Raw genomic sequence first — 17,579 nt, 5'->3', positions numbered from 1 at the left:
GCGGTTAAAGCTGGCAACATAGACAAACAGACCAGATACCTGATCGACACGACTGCCATTAACGAGCCCCCTCGGCTCCCCAGCCATCAGCCTAAAGTTTCATTAGAGTCACCTGATGGTTTACATGTTATGAGCTGTAATCGCGTGGCGGTCAAGGCAACGGTCGGGATGGATTAATTGCCCCAGCCGGCGATAATGCTCGTTTGCTCGAAGAGAACGAGGCCTTCGGCAAGCGAAAATTCCGGAGCGGGAATTAGGGTCGACTGTATCGAAATGCCGCGCCTACGCCATCCCCGCCGTGTTTCGGGACGGGCTCCGGAACAAGCCGCAATGTTGTTGCGCCCTGTGCGCAAACTGCTAGAATCGTTGCAGATATTCGATCGAACTTTTGTGTTTCTTGCATATTCAATATTTGAGGCGGGGCGCAATGAAAGCGATCAAAACGTCGACGGCAAGCTATGGGGCGGAGCCCGGACTTCGTTTTGCGCTGTTGCTGGACGGGCATGGCGGGGGCAGGCAGATCGACATGGCGGGCGTTTGTGCCTGGAAGCCGGAAGACGGGGCGATCTGGCTGCACTTCGAACGCGATCATCCGGCTGCCGCTGAATGGGTGAACAGACAAGGCCGATTCGACCCCTTCGTGGCCGATGCACTGCTTGAGGAGGAGACGCGGCCACGCGTCGAGCCCGTCGATGACGGTTTGCTGATCATTCTTCGCGGCGTGTGCGCCACCTCGCCCGAAGAAGCCGACGGGCCGCACGCCGACCTCCCCGATATCGATCTCGTGCCGCTTCATCTGTGGGTCGATGGCAACCGGGTCGTGTCGCTCCGCGACAGTGGCCATTACATCACGGCCCTGCGCGACATCAGGACGGCGTTCGACAAGGGGAAGGGGCCACAGCGCACTGGCGACCTGCTGGCGCTGATCGGTGAAAAGCTGGTGCGCGATCTCGAGCCCGTCCTCGACTCTATGGACGAAGAGGTCGATGAGCTCGACGAGATGATCTTTCATGGAGACGCGAGCGAAGTGCGGGAGCGGCTGAAGCTGCTCAGGCGCCGCTCGGTGCAACTTCGCCGCTACCTCGCGCCGCAGCGCGACGCATTGAACAGGATAGAACACGACGACGCGCCGTGGCTTATCGAGCGCGACAAGCTGCGGCTGCGCGAGGTGATCGACAAGCTGATGCGCTTCATCGAGTACCTTGACGCCATCCGCGACCGGACAGGCATCCTTCACGACGACCTTTCGACAGTCATAAGCGAGCGCATCGCGCGCAATTCAAACCGGCTGGCGGCACTCGCCGCGCTGCTTCTGCCGCCAAGCGTGGTGGCGGGGCTCTTCGGGATGAATGTGGGCGGGATACCCGGCGTCAACGACACCTGGGCCTTCATCGTCATCGTGGCGTTCGTGACGATCACCTCGATCGCGACCCTCTGGGCGCTGCGGCGGATTGGCTGGCTCTAATGCAATTCAGAGGCCGAAGTGGGAGTTGCGGGTATGTTTTTCATCAAACAACCGTATTTTTAGTTCACCTTTCTTGACATCCGATTTTGAGCGGAAATATCTCTCCTGCAGACGTCACCAGCCATCAGGCGGGACGCGCCGACGGATCGCGTTAAAGTAAGGCCGGGATAGGCATGATCGATACTCGCTTTTCGACCGCGATGCAGATTGTGATAAGCGTCGCGGTAAACGAGGAGGCTGACGTTCGGACGACCAGCCAGTCTCTTGCAAAGGGGCTCGATACCAATCCAAGTTTCGTCCGGAAATTGCTGCTGCCTCTGAGCGAAAGCGGTATTCTGGCCGCGTCGGCCGGCGGCAAGGGCGGTATTCGCCTGGCGCGCCCACGTAGCGAAATTCTGCTCAGCGAGATTTATTCCTCGGTCACGGGGGACAAGAAGCTCTGGGCTACGCGGCACGAGATTCCTCACGAGGGTCTCGTGGGTCAGAATATCGGCGATCTCTCGGAGTATCTTTGCGATCGGGCGGAGCAGGCCGTCGTCGACATGCTCGGATCGGTCACCATAGAAGACAGCATTGCCGAACTTCGCCGTCTCGACCTGGAGAAACACAACGGCGCGGCGGCCGATGGCCGTCACGCTGCCGAGTAATCGGTCAGGGCAAACAGAGGGCAGCCCGGCAGGGAACCGTGCCACCCCCCATGACTGATCGGAGGTCAATCTGATCAGAAACATCGTGCTCGAGCGCCGCTCCACCTTCGCGCCGGCCATGAAGGCACAACGGTCGGCATCGAGCGGCGCTCGATATTTTGTTAGAATGCGCGCTGGAGACGGAAGAAGCCCGTCGTTACGTCGTTGCCCTGGTCCGGTTCCAGGTAGTTTACGGTCGCCTTGGCGTAGAAGTTGTCGACGATCTGATAGTCAACCGTCAGGCCAACCTTCCAGGCGTCGTTGTTGTCGTTGAAATCGCCTGCGACGATGCCGTAGTTGCCGTAGTACTGAACGCCGGGGGTGATCTTCAGCTTGTCGGTTGCCTTGATCGCGTATTCCGCAGCGATCGCCCATTCAGCTGCCTGGTAGTAGGAGTTCGGGCCGCTGGAATACACGCCTGCGAGGCCGAGCGTGCCCGGGCCGATGGCAACCGTACCCATGGCGCGAAGGGCGCCTTCTTCGTTGTCGGTGTCGTAACCGCCGATTACCTGGTAGGTGAACGCGCCGGCCTTGCCGCCGATGCCGAAAGCGATGCCGATGTTGTTCGGGGTCTCGCCGGAGGCGTAGTAGCCGTCTTCAAGCTCGTCGGCGCTGATGCCAGCATAGAAGCTGTCGGTCTCGTACTGGTAACGGAACGAGTTGTGCAGCGTCACCTTGCTGCCGATATCGTCGGTTTCGCCGGAGAGGCCATCGTCCCACCAGCTGTAGAACAGACCGGCGCGGAAGCCGGCGATGTCGATGTAGGCGGAGTCGAGCTTGGAGATCTGCGCGGACGAATTGTCAGCGTTCGTCTGCAGAACGATGACGCCGGTCAGCGCACCGTATTCGGTGTCGCTCTTGGCCGTGAACTGAAGCTGGCCGCGGGTAACGGCATCCCAGTCGGACGTGCCGGAGGTGGATGCACCGCCGGTGACAGCGTTCGGGCCGCCGTTGACCTGAACACGGATGTAGCCGCTGATCTTCAGGCAGGTTTCAGTGCCCGGGATGTAGAAGTAGCCGGTGCCGTACGCATCGCAAACGCGTACATACTCGACTGCTTCCGGCTCGGCGGCAACGATAGCATCCGCTGCGTGAGCGCCGGAGATGGCGCTGAGAGCCGCTGCGGAGCTGATGAGCATCATTTTAATATTCATAGTTGAGTCCAATCGTTTGTGGATTGGGCACAGGTCATCATTGCCGAAAACGGCCCTACCTACCCCAATTTTCATACAAGCCCTCACGGAAGACGTGGTGTTTCCCGCGCCGCCAAAATACATCTTGATATAAATGTATCAATTATAGATGCAGTCACAATCGGGCTTTTTTGCAATGCAACATCGATGTGTTGCAGAATGGCAACTATTGCCTTTGGCGCAATAATGCTCGTGGTGAGAACGACAAAAAATCGTCCATTCTCAATGCCATGTCGCCGGAGCGAATGCCTTCTGTTGATACTGCGCTGCAGTATTTTTGCCCGCGCCCGCCCTCGGGAGCGGCGGGCTCAAGAGGCGATTCGGGCTCCTGTTGCTTGCCGACCCAGCAGCCGATCGATGACCGGATCGCGACGATCCAGCCGAAGCCGTCGGTCATCCCCGATCAGCCGTTCCAGAGCAGTCCGGATGCTGTCGCTAAACAGCCGGCTGGCCTCCCGCGGCTCGCAGCTGGCGAAATTGGTCGATCCGACGATGCGGACGCCGTTGGCCGCCACGATTTCCTCGGGCCTTGTCAGGGAACAATTGCCCCCTCTCGACGCGGCGAGATCGATCACGACGGTTCCTGGTGCCAAGGTCGCTATCGTTTTTTCATCGAGGAGCAGCGGTGCCGGCCGGATCAAGCCGCCAACGCTCGTGACGATCAGCTGCATCTGAGCCAGTTGCCCACGCCGCGCTGCCCTTTCGGTCAACGATGGCCCGCGGACCGTCGGGGCCGGGCATGGGTATGATGCAATGGATCTCGCCCCGAGTCGTTCAACCTTGAGCCGCTCGTCATCAGTAAATGTGAACGCGTGGGTGAGGGCACCAAGCCGCCGCGCGGTGGCGATCGCCTGAAGGCTCGCCGCATCTGCGCCGAATGCGGCCATCCGGATCGGCCGGACAAAGCTGCCGTCGATCATCAGCATCGGGTGTCCGACGCCGAGCTGGCGGGCGCCTTCCAGGATGGCAGCGTGGCCGCTGATCGTCGCTTGCGCCGTCGCCGCATCCATGCAGCCAGCATCCTGCAGGCCTTCCAGCCTGGCAAGATCAAGTTCCAGCGGCGTAGCGTCGGGGCGCGAACATTCGCGAGAAGTTGCACCTGTGCCGAGAAATATCAGGATTGCAGCGTTCGGGAAGATGGCGCTGGCCCGCGGCCGTCGGACGCTGACCACGATCCCGCAGGCTGCCGCGATGCTCTCGAGACTGGCCGGCGTGCCGCCAGCGGCCATATAGGCTTCGTCGGCGTGGCCGGCTGCGGCGCCGCAGCCCGGCTCGAAGCTGACCGCCACGCGCGCGGACAAGCGGGCCATATCCTCCGGCGTCAACGCAACACGGCGCTCACCGGGATAGGTTTCCCGGAGCAGTCCTGCATGGACGGAGGCAAGGTCGGACATTCATCGCTCTGTCAGAGGACATCAGAAGGGGCGCGGGTGCGATATAGGCCGTCTGCCCCATAGTTTTATGACAATTTTGTAATTTTTCACCGACAATCGCTGAGCATTTCCTTGGGGTTTCAACCTCAGGTCAAGTGTCGCTGGAAGCTGCTTTCTGAAAGCTTGCAATGAACGGCGTGTCGAAATGCGTTCTGAAGTCAGATCCGGTTTTGCGTAGGCGCATTTGGATGTAATGGTTGGAGCCGAAGCGCTTGGCAGCTGGAGGCATTTGTGAATTTCTATTCGGCTTATGATCAGGGATTTGTCCGTGTAGCGGCTTGCACGCCGATCTGCGAGATCGGCGACCCGGATTTCAATGCGAGCGCCACTCTGGAGCTTGCGCGTCAGGGGCATGCGCAGGGCGTGAGCCTGATGGTGTTTCCCGAACTCGGCATTTCAGGCTATTCGATCGACGATCTGCTCGGACAGGATGCGTTGCTGAAAGCGGTGGACGCGGCAATTGCGGAGATTGTCCGCGCCAGCCGGAATCTGACGCCGGTGCTGCTGGTCGGCGCCCCGCTGCAAAGTGAAGGCCGTCTCTACAACTGCGCGGTCGCCATCCACGCGGGCCGCATTCTCGGCGTCGTGCCGAAGATGCATCTCCCGAACTATCGCGAGTTCTACGAAAAACGCTGGTTTGCATCCGGGCGGAGTGTCCGCGGTAAAAACATCCGCGTCGGCGGCGATATTGTCCCTTTCGGCACGGACGTGATCTTCGCGGCCGAGAATATCGAGGATTTCGTTTTTCATATCGAGATTTGCGAGGATCTCTGGGCTCCGGCGCCGCCAAGCGATTTCGGCGCGCTTGCCGGCGCGCTGATTCTAGCCAATCTTTCGGCCAGCAACGTCACCGTCGGCAAGGCTGACATCCGCAAGCTTCTATGCTCGGCGCAATCGGCGCGCAGCCTCTCTGCCTATGTCTACTCGGCCGCCGGACCGGGCGAATCGACCACCGATCTCGCCTGGGACGGCCAGGCCTGCATCTACGAACTCGGCAACCTTCTGGGCGAGACCGAGCGCTTTCCGACCGCTTCACAGATGTGCGTTGCCGACGTCGACGTCGAGCGCCTGCGGCTGGAGCGGTTGAGGACCGGGACGTTCAATGACGCGGCGACGCTGAACCTGACCGCCGACCGCGAATTCCGACGGGTCGTGTTCCAGTTCGCCAAGCCGGAAGGCGATATCGGCCTCGCGCGCGACATCGCACGCTTTCCGTTCGTTCCCGCCGACGAGAGCAGGCTCGATCAGGACTGCTACGAGACCTTCAACATCCAGGTGCAGGGGCTGATGAAGCGGCTGCGCTCGACAGGGATCAAGCGGCTTTGCCTTGGCATTTCGGGTGGGCTCGATTCGACCCACGCGCTGCTCGTCGCCGCCCGGGCTTTCGATCGCTTGGGCTGGCCCCGTTCAGACATTCTCTGCTTTACGATGCCGGGATTTGCGACCGGGGACGAGACGAAGTCGAACGCCTGGGCACTGATGCGGAGCATCGGCGTCACCGCCGAGGAAGTGGACATCCGACCGCTTGCCCTGCAGTTGCTCAAGGATTTGAAGCACCCCTTTGCCGGCGGCAAGCCGGTCTACGACACAACCTTCGAAAACGTGCAGGCGGGGTTGCGTACCGACTTCCTGTTCCGGGCCGCCAACCAGCGCAACGCGCTCGTGCTCGGCACGGGAGACCTGTCGGAAATCGGTCTCGGGTGGTCGACTTATGGCGTGGGCGACCAGATGAGCCATTACAACGTCAATGCATCGGTGCCTAAAACGCTAATCCAGCATCTGATCCGCTGGGTTATCCGCACCGGCGATTTCGACCTTGAGACCAAGGCGACGCTGGAGCGTATTCTTGGCACGCTGATCTCGCCGGAACTCGTCCCCGCCGACGATAACGGCGTCATGCAGAGCACCGAGGACAAGATCGGCCCCTACGACCTGCACGATTTCGCGCTCTACTATACGACGCGCTTCGGGCTGCGTCCGTCGAAGGTCGTTTTCCTTGCCTATATGGCGTGGAAGGATACTGAAGCAGGCGTTTGGCCGCCGCATTTTCCCGACGACAAGCGCCGGAGCTTCGATCTGCCTGTCATCAAGCGCTGGATGGAGGTGTTCCTCTTCCGCTTCTTTACGATCAGCCAGTTCAAGCGGTCGGCGTCTCCCAACGGGCCGAAAGTTACGTCAGGCGGCTCGCTTTCGCCGCGCGGCGACTGGCGCGCACCTTCCGACGGCAATGCCCGGATCTGGATCAAGGAACTGAAGGCAAACGTGCCTGACGTCGATTGCTGAAAGATCGTCACGCCCGTCCTTGCCGAAAGGAGCCTTTGCCGCAGATAGTGTATCCAGGGGCTCAGGAGGAACCTGCCGATGATCCGCGACTGTTCCGAGGAACTTCCCCGCTATGAAATCCGCGCGGAGGCGAACGGTCGCTGGACCGTTGTGGATACGCTGACATTGCTGCCCGCGGCGACGGACGGCAGGGATTTCACCGGTCTTGCAAAGGAAGACGCGCGGGATATCGCCGACGAGTTGAATCGAAGCTATGCGGAGGGACGCGATCCGCTGATCTGACTTAACGAACCGTCCGAGATCGGCGGTCCATCTGTGGAGACGCGAGCATGAGCGGACACGGTGACGGCCTGGGCGAGCCAACGGCCGAGCGGAAGACCGGTCAAGAGGAAAACGAAGAGCGCATGCTTCGCGAGGGGCGCAGGCTTTCGGTTTGGGCGATCGTCGGCGCATTGGTCCTTGTCGCAGGAATGGTCGCGCTCGCATTCGGCGTCTGGACCAGCGGTGGTCCGAATCCCACTCCCGCCGATCCTTCGGGGGAGGCCACCTCGACCACTACACGGTAGGCCGACCCCGGCGAGCTAGACGTAAACATAAACTATATAAATGCTGGCTATTTGTTGTCTGTCCATCGTTTTGGCGCTATTTGCTGGTTGATAGGGGCGGAAACGCGGGGGCGCAAGGCGATCGAAAATGCTGACCAAAAAAGGGAAATATGGCCTGAAGGCACTGGTGGATCTCGCGCGGCTTGCGCCAGGCGAAACAGCCTTCATCAATGACGTTGCAGCGCGCAACAACATTCCGAAGAAGTTTCTGGACACCATTCTCCTGGAACTACGCAACGTCGGTATCCTTCGCTCAAAAAAGGGACCTGGCGGCGGCTATTCCCTCTCCCGCGCAGCCTCCGAGATCCGCATCGGCCACGTCATCCGCACCCTCGACGGACCGCTGGCACCAATCCGCTGCGCCAGCCGCACGGCGTTTGAAGCCTGCGACGACTGTTCCGATCCAGAGACCTGTCAGGTCAGGCGCTCGATGACGGAGGTCAGGGACGCCATAGCCGACATTCTCGACAACATGACACTGGAGCAGTTCGTCGCCTCCGGCAATAAAGTCGACGGCGCCGACGAAATGTTGCCGATGTCGGTTGCCAAGTGAGCGATCACCGGCTCCTGCCAAAATGGTGGGCGGCCGCGTTCCGATAAAGCTCATCCGCTTCCGTACCCACCCCGCGCAGACGGGCATTGCGCCAGTGCCGGTCAAGGTTCCGGCCAATGCTTGTCGCACTTCTGCTGGATAGCTCGAACAGCGCGTTGGCGGTTTCCACGGCTGCAGCGCTTGCGGTGATCTTTGCGGCAGATGCGGAAAAGAATGCGATTTCGATCGCCCGCGCCGAGGGATTGACCTGCGCGAAATCCAGCTTGCCGCCGGCGCGCTCGACCAGGGCTGCGGCACATTCGACATCGACGGCAAGCTTGCCGACATGGGAGGTGTACGGCGCTGCGTGAAGGTTGGCGAGCGCCGCCCTGGCGATTCCGAGGTCGGTGCCCGCGTGCAACAGCGCTCCCAGTGCCGAGGCGGTCGAGGGATCGCGCTGCGGACCGATCACGGCCGATTCCGTGGCCATCGGAATTTCGCTTGCAATGACCGTGCCGGTACCGTTCGTTCTCTGTCCGAAACCATCCCAGTCGTCAACAAATTGCAAACCCTCGGTGTCGCGCGGCAGGTAGAGCGTCATCGCGGCGCCTTCGGTGGAGATGGCCCGGACAGCGACCCAATCGGCAAACAGAATGCCGGGCGAGGGCGCGCTCCGACCATCCAGCCGGTAGCCAACGCTTGAGGCGACGATTGTGCCCGGTGCGGCGAAAGCCGCGGTCGTAAACCGCTCGCCGGCGAGCGCCCGGGCAAAAAGGGCGCTCTTCAGTTCTTCACTCGCCTGAGTACGCAGTTCCTCGAGGACGCGAAAGTGAAGCTCCAGGCATTCCGCTATCGACGAATCTCCTTCCGCCACAATCGCGATGATTTCGCCAAGCAGCGCATTGGCGACGTCGAGGCCCTCATATTCCGGCGGAACGGTAATTGCGGTCAGCCCGGATTGAGAGAGCGCGTCGAGTTCGGCATAGGGAAGAATACGATTGATATCGCGCTCGCTCGATTGAACGGCGAAGGCCGCAGAAATGCTGCGGGCGGTGGCGATCGCTTCTTCTTCGCTTTCGATGCGCCGTGCTGCGGGTCTTGTGCGGTCGTGAAACTGCGATACGGTTCCCATCGGCTGCTCTCTGTGTTTCGACAGCACTAGGAGTGATCGATCGAAGGTGCGATGGTAAGGCGTGTTTTTCCGGAAATGCAGCCGCTGCTGAAATTTTATTACCCTTGATTGTGGCAATGGGCGAGGTAGTTATGGTTTTCCTGCCTTCGGGCGCGTCCCGGCGGCTGCACATGTAGTGGAGGGTGAGGTCCCATATGCCATCGGCCGGCCGCAAGCGGCTTACATTCGATCCCGGCGACATGCCGATCTATGCGATCGGCGACATACACGGCAGGTTTGATCTGCTGCAGCGGGCAGAGCAGGCAATCGTCGACGACGCCTCACGGCTGCCGGGCCGCAAACTGATCGTCACGCTCGGCGACTATGTCGATCGCGGTCCATCCTCGGCACAGGTCATTTCGCATCTCATGGCGCCTCCGCCGGAGCATTTCGACCGAATCTGCCTGACGGGAAACCATGAGATCGTCATGCTCGAGTATGTCGACGGACGGATTTCCTTTGCCGACTGGATGCCGATGGGGGCGGATGCGCTGCTTCGCTCCTATGGCCTCGATGTCGAACAACTGCCGTTGATCTTTCCCGCCGCGACAAAGCTCGATGCGTTCATCCGGCAATCCCTGCCCAAGCCGCATATCGAATTCCTGCGGTCGCTGCCGATCCTTGTCGATACGCCCGACGTGCTATTCGTGCATGCGGGTATCGATCCGCTGCGGTCCATCGAGGATCAGAAGGACGACGACCTGGTCTTCATCCGCCACCGCTTCTTCGAAAGTCCGGTGCCGCTGCCGAAGCTGATCGTTCACGGCCATACACCCGTCGAGCGGCCGGAGACGCTGCCGACCAGGCTGAACCTCGACACCGGCGCCTTCCAGAGCGACAGGCTTACCGTCGCGCGGCTGTGGAAAGGGCGCGTGCATCTCTTCTCCACCTGATCAGGCGCCGGCGTCTGCCGGCTCCCGGACCTTCGGGGTTTCGTCGGTGTAGTAGCTCACATACTTCTGGCGATAGCGCTCGGCACCGCCGAAATTGGTGAACTTGCCGAGTTCGGTCATGTCGGTCTTGTTGAGGATCACACCCAGGATCTTCGATTTGATCTGGGGCTCGGCGTTGAGGATGTCGCGCACGACATTGGTCGGCGTCGCACCCCATTCGGCGACGAACAGGAAGCCGTCGACCTGCGGGGCGAACGCCTTGGCGTCGATTACCGGGCCGAGCGGAGCAAGGTCGACGACGATGTAGTCGAACATCTTGCGTGCATTTTCCATCAGGTTGAACATGCCCTGCGAGGCAAGAAGCTCGCTGGTGTGCATGAGGTGGTCGTTCGGCAGAACCGGCAGGATCGCAAGCTTCGTTACCGGATCGACCTTGACCGCACTCGCCCACGGAACGTCGCCGAGCACGGCTTCCACGAGACCGTGCTGCGGCGGCGTCTTCAGCATACGCGTCAGGCCAGGGTTGCGAAGGTCGGCGTCGATCAGAAGCGTGCGCTTGCCGCTCGAGGCGAGAAGGGCGGCGAAATTCGCGGCGGTGGTAGACTTTCCTTCGCCCGGCATCGCTGAGACCACGCCGATCACGCGGTCGGATTTGCCCTGGAACATCACGTCGCTGGCAAGCTTGGCATTGCGCAGGGTCTCGGCAAACACCGAACGCGGTGCCTCCAGGACGACCCGCATGATACGCTGGAACGTCGCGCCGCTTTCGGGGACGGGATCGGCCGGCTGCGATGCCGGCTGGGTGCGGGGACGAAAGATCTTCTTTTCCCGCGGGGCCTTGCCGACCAGCGGCAGATAGCCGAGGAACTTGAGGCCGAGGATCGTTCGGACATCACCCTCCACGCGGAAGAAACGTTCGCGGAACTCCTGAAATGCCGTCAGGGCGCCGCCCGCCATGAGGCCCAGCACGATGGCCAGCCCAAGCGTCATCGTCTTCTTAGGACTGGACGGCGAGACCGGGACGCCCGCTTCAGAGATCACGCGTGCCTTGGCGATTGGGAAAGACTGCTGCTGCGAGGCTTCCTCGTATTTGCCGAGATAGGACTCGTAGAGCGTTTTCAGCGCGGCTGCGCGCTGTTCCAGATCGTTCATGCGGACCACGGACCTGTCGGACTCGGAATTCTTGCCCGTCAGGTGCGCGATGTTCTGGCGAAGCGATGCCTCGCGAGACTTGGCTACCTCGAACTCGTTGCGGTAGCTCGACGTCAGTTGCTGCAGCTCCTGATAGATCTGCCGGGTCAGGTCCTGCTTTTCGGAGCGCAATGCGACCGCCTGCGGGTGGTCTTCGCCGAAGTTCGTCGATATTTCCTGCTCTCGCTTGGTGACCGAGATGTAGCGCGTACGCAGGTCCTGAATAACGGTCTTGTCGGTCTGGCCGGACGAGACGGCAGCGTTGTTGACCGCACTGTCCGGTCCCAGATCGACGATGGATTTGAACTGGTTGTAGCGTGCGGAGGCGCTGGCGCTATCTGCCTGGGCAACGATCAACTGCTTGTTGAGGTCGGCAAGCTGCTGCTCCGACATGAGTTCGCCGTTGGCCGAGGTCAGGCCGTTATCCGACTTGAACTTGGCAACATCCAGTGCCGCCTGTTGCGACCGTTGCCTGAGATCGGTCAGCCGCTGCTGGAGCCAGACGGAAGCGCTCTCGGTGGCGTCGAAGTTGGCGTTCAGCTGGTCGCTGAGGTAGGCCGTGGCGTAGGCCTTGGTGATGCGTGCCGCAAGAAGCCGGTCGGTGGAACGAAAGGAAACGGCGAGAACGGCGCTGCGGTTGACGCGGGACACCGTCAGGGCGTCCTGCAGCAGGGCGGCGGCCTTCTGGCGGCGTCCGCTGCGGGCATCGTCCTCATTGCCCGGCGGTCTGCCCGGAAGCAAAGCACTTGCGATCAGCTTGACGCCCGACTTGACGAGAGCGACGGGCGATAGCGGCGGATCGAGGATGGTTCCGTTATCCTGCAGCTGCTCGGCGTCCACGACACGCAAGGCCAGCTCGTTGGATTTCAGGATTTCGACAGCGCTGGCGATCTGCATGTCCACCTGCTGGGAATTCGCCACCGGAGCCGCGTCCTGTGCATATTTGGTCATGCTGTCGTCGAGCAGAATCTGCGTCATCGACGTGTACTGGGCCGTTGAGAACAGCAGATAGACCAGTGCAACGCCCACCATTGCGCCGACGCACAGCGCAACGGAGCCGGCGCGGCGGATCACGATTGCGATCAGGCGGTCGATGTCGATGAAGGAATCGGAGTCGTCGGCCGCTTTGGGCAGAGTGCTGTGCAAGGTGAGGTTCCGTTGGTTCATGGCTCTATCCTTTGCGGGAGCGGGTCGCGCCATCGATGGCTGTGAGGTCGGCCTGCTGGCCAATCAGTTTGCGGAGCGGCGCGATCGCGCGGCTTGCCCGTGCAGCGATAGGCATGCTGAGATGCGCGACCGCTGACGGGTTGCCCCAGGCTGTCCTGATCGCTCCGAAGACCGACCTGTCTTTGATGTTCTGAACGAGGACGAGGAACGCACGTCCCCGGCGCAGGCTTCGTGTCCTGAATTCCTGCGCTGCTGCCGCCTCTGCATCCAGCGTGTGGTTTCGAAGGAAGGCCTTATCGCCTTCGATCATGGCGTCGATGTGATGAAGGGCGAGGACGCGCGAAATCGAACCCTCGCGAATGTGATAGTCATAGCCGGCGGCGGGCTCCATGACGCACCGTCCGCCGAGTGCCATCGCCTCAGCCAGAAACAGGTAATCCTCGCCGATCTTCAGCGCTTCATCGAAGCGAAGCGCATGTTTCTCGATGAAGGCGCGCTGAAAGATCGGTTTGAGATAGCCGAAATTATGGGTGGTTTGAAAAAGGGCATTGGAACGAATGAATGCAGACAGCGTCAACTCGGGCGTCTGCGACAGAGACCGCTCGGTGAACATCGTTTCGGGAGGCGTGCCATCGGTTCTGATGACACGCAGGTTGTCGACGGCGATCTGCGCTCCGGCTTCCTCGGCGCGCGCGATCATGCGCTGCAGCCTGTCCGGCTCCACCGTATCGTCGGAATCGAGGACAGCAAGCCAGCGGCCGCTGGCCTTTGCGATTGCCGCGTTGCGGGCGGCGGAAGGGCCGCCGTTGCGGGCGAGCGCCAACAGGCAGACGTTCTGACCGCCATAGCCCTGTGCAACCGCTCTCGTCTCGTCCGTCGAACAATCATCCGCGACGATCACCTCAACCGACATGCCGCGCTGGGCGAGGGCGCTGTCGATCGCCTTGGCAAGCGTTCCGGCCGCGTTGTAGGCGGCGATGATGAAGCTGACGTCCGGCTGGGTTTGCGTCATGCAGCCTCCGCCGTTCCGTACTGACGGATTTCGCGAATGCCAAGCAGGCCGCTGACGACGCCTGAGTGCATGACGCCGCGAAGCGTATAGCGATAGCGTGGAACAGCCGAGAAAGCACAGCCGATGGCGGCCGTATAGCAGAACAGGGCCTTTGCAGAGGCAAGGCCAATCTGCTTGAGCCTCTCTAGACCCCGGCTTTTCTCCTGCAGCAGTCGCCCGTGCGTCTGCCCGAAACGGAAGCGGCGTTTGGCGAGCCAGACCAGATCGGCGCGGCTTTCGGTCACCGGCTCGTAGACGAAGGCATTCTCTGCAAAAGCGATCTTGCCGCCGCCGCCATGCATGTGGCTGAAGAACTCGGTGTCTTCTCCACCCGTCCGCCCGAGCGCGAGGTTGAAGCGGCGACCGGCGACGTGAGGAGAGGCGAGGCGCAGGAGGACATTGCAGGTGTAGCCGGTGCGGATTTCATCGTCGACCCAGACCGGCAATGTGGAATGGAAATCTCCCTCCCGCATCCAGTCGGGAGCAGTCGACGAATAGACGCTGCGCACTGGGCCAAGGACGGCATCCGCCCTGGTGGCTTCGGCGGTGGCGAGGAGTTCGACAAGCCATTCCTCGCTGGCATCCTCGTCGTCGTCGATGAATGCCAGAAAATCGCCGGTCGCATTATCGAGGCAGGCATTGCGGGCGATCGAAATGTTTGCGCCCGGGCAATGCACGTAGGCGATCTGGTGCGGGATCGTGGCGCGCAATGCATCGACGCGTTCTTTTGCGCTTGGCACCTTGTCGTTGTCGGCAACGATGATCCGCAGATTCGTGCCCGCCGGTACCGCAAGGACGGCAAGCGAAAGCAGCGCTTCATCAAGCGAAGCGCGGCGATAGGTACAAATACCGATATCGAGCTGGACGGAACTTTCCTGGCTCATTGCGACACCTTTCGTCCGCGGAAGCTCAGAAGCTCCATCCAGAAGCCGGCCGACCATGCAAAGTGCATGACCATGGCGGAGAGCGCTGCCAGCGGCCCGTAGGGATTGCGCTGGCCCACCGCCATCCAGAAGCCATAGCCGACGCAGGCAACCGCCCAGAGGCTGAAGGGGATGACGGCCGCCCAATTCAGGACGGCCAGGAAGGCACCGATGAAGACCGGAACGACGAGAAGGGGGAGCATCTGGCGCAAATTGGGCATGCTGCCGTGCTTCAGGATGTTCTTTGCGCGGCCGCGGCCGTAGCCGAGGTACTGGCGGAAGAGCGTGCCGACGCTTGCGCGCGGATAATAAACCATGCGGGTCTTGTCGGTCATCCAGATGCCGAAGCCCGCCTTCTTCAGGCGGTAATCGAGCTCCGCATCTTCGTTGTGGCTGAAGGTCTCGTCGTAACCGCCGACCGCATCGAAGGCAGCGATGCGCATCAATGCATGGTGGCCATGATTGGTCCAGTGACCCTCCGCACCCTCGCGGTGCTTGGATCCGCCATTGCCGAGCTTCGAGTTCTGGGCAACTGCGGTCGCCTTCTGGAACGTACCGAAGCCGACCGTCTCCATTGCCACGACGACGGAGTCGGCCTGCGTCGCAACAGCCTCCTCGACCAGCTTTCGGCAGTAGTCGTCCGGGTAGTCGCCGTGGGCGTCGATGCGGATCATATAGTCATGATCGCGTCCGAAGGTTGCGACGGCCAGATTGACGGCGGCGCTCTGAATGCGCCGAGGGTTGTCGAGCAGCAGGGTGCGCGGATCGGCGGTGCTGACACGTGCGACGATCTCGCGCGTCGCATCCTTGCTGCCGCCATCGGCGACGACGATCGTCGCATTCATGTGATCGACCTCCTTGCTCAGCTTGGCAAGCAGGGGCTCGATATGTTTTTCTTCGTTCAGGCAGGGGATGATGATGAGACTGGAGACGCTTGTACACACATCAGGCTTCATGGTTGTCCACCCTTCTTGAGGTATTGCTTGTGGAATAGTCGTTCCGGTTTCGCGCTCCTCCGCGGGAGCCGGAACAAGACGGGAAAGGTTTGCGACGAGCGCTTCGCAGTCGCTGCGGTCGGCAAGCCAGGTTTTGCGGTCCCGGGCACCAACGGCCTCGCTCATGGCGCGATGTTGCTCTCCCGTCAGGTCTTCGAACAGCGCTTGCAGCGCCGATGGGCTTGCCTCCGGCAGAACGAGGCCAATTCCCTTTTCGCTCAGGAAGCGCGCGGTCTCGGTACCCTCGAGCGCGATCGGGACCGTGCCGTAGAGGCAGCCCTCATAGAGGCGGTTCGGCAGCAGCCAGCTCGAATTAAGGCCTTCCTCGAAGAAATCCATCGCCCAGGCGAAATGGACGTCGTCGTAGATCGCCCGCAGATCCTCCGGGTTGCGGTAGGGGCCTGCGAAGCTGAGATAGGGCTCGTCGCGGACGAAGGCGTCGAAATCGTCGAATTCGGAATAGGCCGGTCGACCGCGCAGCACGATCTCGACACGACCCTCCATGCGGCGGGAAAAGCTCGCGAGCAAGCCAAGCGACTTGCGGCAGCGAAGGGCGCCGAACCAGCCGATTTTCCAGGGTTGGCCGGGTTGCCTGAGCGGACGGGCGATCGACGGGTCGAGCGCGGATTCGTCGAGCGCAATGACCTTGTTTTCGACGAGCAGACTGGAAGCCCGGATGCCCGAACGCCCTGCGAAGTGATTCTCGATAAACGCCGGCGAACTGGTGAGCACGAGTTTGGCGTCGCGGCCGAAATGTGCCTCGGCACCGCGCATCGCCTTGCCGACGATATCGTCGCGGGACAGAAGGCGGTGGATGTCCAGGCATTCGTAGACAACGGGGACGTTGCCGCCGAACAGTTTGTTGGCGCGATGCGCGACCGCAAGCGCCTCCAGATTGCGCCCGACGATCACGTCGGGCTTGTCGACGCCCTTCAGCAGGGTCTTCAACCCGGCCATCGCCTTTGCAACGGCGCCCATGCGCTGGGCGAACTGCGCGTCGGCGGTCCGTCCGAGTTCGATGGGCGTCACTCCATGCACCTCGGCAAGGCGGTTTTCTCCGCGCCGAAAGCCGGCGAGGACGACGTCAGCGCCACCCTCGCGCAACATCAGCACCCGCCGCCGGACGGCGGGGTCGGCCAGATCGTGCACGAGATAGAGGACTTTGAGCATGAGTGTTCCTTGCGAGCCGATGGCTTCGATTAGTTGAGCGCGCATGCGACAGATTCGGGGAATTGGCACTTGTCGCCGGCAGCCGTGTAGGCAACGCGCTCGACCTCGAGCTTTGTCGGCTTCGTGTAGGCAAAGCGGCCCATCCAGTCGGTCAACGTGTCGGATCCCCACAGGCTGAAGAAGATCTTCTGCGGACTGCTCGGTATCTTCGATGGGTCGGTGACATCCTGGACGAGCTTGCCATTCAGGTAGTAGCGCAGGCGGCCCGGCTCCCAGACGAAGGCGTAGTCGTTGAAGCCCTCGTCGGTTTTACTTCCGACGGAGACGAGTTTTTCGTTGCCGCCTTTTGCCTTCACGTACTGATTGACCTGGACCTGGGCGGCATTCTTGCCCAACACCTCGAAGTCGATCTCGTCCTGCTGCTGCTTGTCCGCGGGGCCGATGTAGGTGAAAAAGGCGGAGTTCAGGCCGGAGCCTGTGCCGGCTTTCATGCGCGCTTCATAGGTTCCATATCCGTAGCGCTTCTTTGTCTGAATCTCGCCACAGAGATATTTGCGATCCTTGGATTGTCCTTCCGAGAACGACAGCTGCAGCGATCCTCCGTCGACCCTGACCTGATCCTTCGACCAGGTGCAGTTCTGATGCGCACCGTTGTTCCAGCCGTCGGATACGTACCAGATGCTGCGGTCGAGCTTGTCGAAGTTTTCGACGAATGAGGTACCGCCAGACTGCTGGGCGGCTGCCCCGGCGGCGCCGAACAGAAGGGCCCCGAAGAGGAGCGTCGGGCAAAGTTTTCGGGCATGGGCGATTTTGGTCGTCAT

Annotated in this window: 15 protein-coding genes; 7 read left to right on the top strand and 8 right to left on the bottom strand. The window is 61.3% G+C overall.

The features are described 5' to 3' along the window. The first annotated feature begins 427 nt into the window (after positions 1-427). Positions 428-1,465, top strand: a complete 1,038-nt coding sequence (locus tag ASC97_RS31265; protein ID WP_057472221.1) for a CorA family divalent cation transporter — start codon at positions 428-430, stop codon at positions 1,463-1,465. Positions 1,466-1,638: 173 nt separating this feature from the next. Continuing rightward, entirely contained in the window at positions 1,639-2,112 is a 474-nt protein-coding gene (locus ASC97_RS31260) for an RrF2 family transcriptional regulator (RefSeq protein WP_057472220.1), read from the top strand. A gap of 161 nt (positions 2,113-2,273) precedes the next feature. On the opposite strand, the gene ASC97_RS31255 is transcribed toward ASC97_RS31260, so the two are convergent. Both ASC97_RS31255 and ASC97_RS31250 read right to left on the bottom strand, forming a co-directional pair. Next, entirely contained in the window at positions 2,274-3,305 is a 1,032-nt protein-coding gene (locus ASC97_RS31255) for a porin (RefSeq protein WP_057472219.1), read from the bottom strand. Between the two features lie 347 nt (positions 3,306-3,652). Continuing rightward, a complete protein-coding gene (locus tag ASC97_RS31250; protein ID WP_057472218.1) occupies positions 3,653-4,738 on the bottom strand; it encodes a hypothetical protein in 1,086 nt (361 codons plus the stop codon). Positions 4,739-5,008: 270 nt separating this feature from the next. On the opposite strand from ASC97_RS31250, the gene ASC97_RS31245 reads away from it, so the two are divergent. The 4 genes from ASC97_RS31245 to ASC97_RS31230 all read left to right on the top strand — a co-directional run bounded on the left by ASC97_RS31245 (position 5,009) and on the right by ASC97_RS31230 (position 8,218). Beyond that, the gene (locus ASC97_RS31245) at positions 5,009-7,060 is read left to right on the top strand and encodes an NAD(+) synthase (RefSeq protein ID WP_057472217.1); all 2,052 of its coding nucleotides are present in this window, start codon (positions 5,009-5,011) and stop codon (positions 7,058-7,060) included. A 78-nt stretch (positions 7,061-7,138) separates the two neighbouring features. After that, on the top strand, positions 7,139-7,342 hold the full coding sequence (locus tag ASC97_RS31240) for a hypothetical protein (protein ID WP_113000663.1): 204 nt from the start codon (positions 7,139-7,141) through the stop codon (positions 7,340-7,342). Between the two features lie 47 nt (positions 7,343-7,389). Beyond that, positions 7,390-7,626: a hypothetical protein gene (locus tag ASC97_RS31235; protein WP_057472216.1), complete on the top strand. Its 237-nt coding sequence runs from the start codon at positions 7,390-7,392 to the stop codon at positions 7,624-7,626. A gap of 127 nt (positions 7,627-7,753) precedes the next feature. Further along, positions 7,754-8,218 carry an RrF2 family transcriptional regulator gene (locus ASC97_RS31230; protein WP_057472215.1) on the top strand — a complete coding sequence of 155 codons (465 nt, stop codon included), beginning with the start codon at positions 7,754-7,756 and terminating at the stop codon, positions 8,216-8,218. A 4-nt stretch (positions 8,219-8,222) separates the two neighbouring features. Here ASC97_RS31230 and ASC97_RS31225 read toward each other — a convergent pair whose 3' ends face one another. After that, positions 8,223-9,329, bottom strand: a complete 1,107-nt coding sequence (locus tag ASC97_RS31225) for an acyl-CoA dehydrogenase family protein (protein WP_057472214.1) — start codon at positions 9,327-9,329, stop codon at positions 8,223-8,225. A gap of 194 nt (positions 9,330-9,523) precedes the next feature. Here ASC97_RS31225 and ASC97_RS31220 point away from each other — a divergent pair, with 194 nt between their 5' ends. Continuing rightward, positions 9,524-10,261 carry a metallophosphoesterase gene (locus tag ASC97_RS31220; RefSeq protein WP_057472213.1) on the top strand — a complete coding sequence of 246 codons (738 nt, stop codon included), beginning with the start codon at positions 9,524-9,526 and terminating at the stop codon, positions 10,259-10,261. Here ASC97_RS31220 and ASC97_RS31215 read toward each other — a convergent pair whose 3' ends face one another. From ASC97_RS31215 to ASC97_RS31195, 5 genes are all read right to left on the bottom strand, one after another. After that, the gene (locus ASC97_RS31215) at positions 10,262-12,619 is read right to left on the bottom strand and encodes a polysaccharide biosynthesis tyrosine autokinase (RefSeq protein WP_057472212.1); all 2,358 of its coding nucleotides are present in this window, start codon (positions 12,617-12,619) and stop codon (positions 10,262-10,264) included. A gap of 4 nt (positions 12,620-12,623) precedes the next feature. Beyond that, positions 12,624-13,631, bottom strand: a complete 1,008-nt coding sequence (locus ASC97_RS31210; protein ID WP_057472211.1) for a glycosyltransferase family 2 protein — start codon at positions 13,629-13,631, stop codon at positions 12,624-12,626. Next, positions 13,628-14,554, bottom strand: a complete 927-nt coding sequence (locus ASC97_RS31205) for a glycosyltransferase (RefSeq protein ID WP_057472210.1) — start codon at positions 14,552-14,554, stop codon at positions 13,628-13,630. The genes ASC97_RS31210 and ASC97_RS31205 overlap by 4 nt, the downstream gene beginning before the upstream one ends. Next, positions 14,551-15,549 (bottom strand): glycosyltransferase family 2 protein, encoded by a 999-nt coding sequence (locus ASC97_RS34845; protein ID WP_200959578.1) that lies wholly within the window; start codon positions 15,547-15,549, stop codon positions 14,551-14,553. Before ASC97_RS34845 ends, ASC97_RS31205 begins: the two co-directional genes overlap by 4 nt. Before the next feature lie 1,238 nt (positions 15,550-16,787). Further along, positions 16,788-17,579 (bottom strand): glycoside hydrolase family 16 protein, encoded by a 792-nt coding sequence (locus ASC97_RS31195; protein ID WP_057472208.1) that lies wholly within the window; start codon positions 17,577-17,579, stop codon positions 16,788-16,790.

This window comes from Rhizobium sp. Root1203 (assembly GCF_001424945.1).
Lineage (GTDB): Bacteria > Pseudomonadota > Alphaproteobacteria > Rhizobiales > Rhizobiaceae > Rhizobium.
Note: the sequence above shows the minus strand (reverse complement) of the source record. Positions and strands in the feature narration are given on the sequence as shown.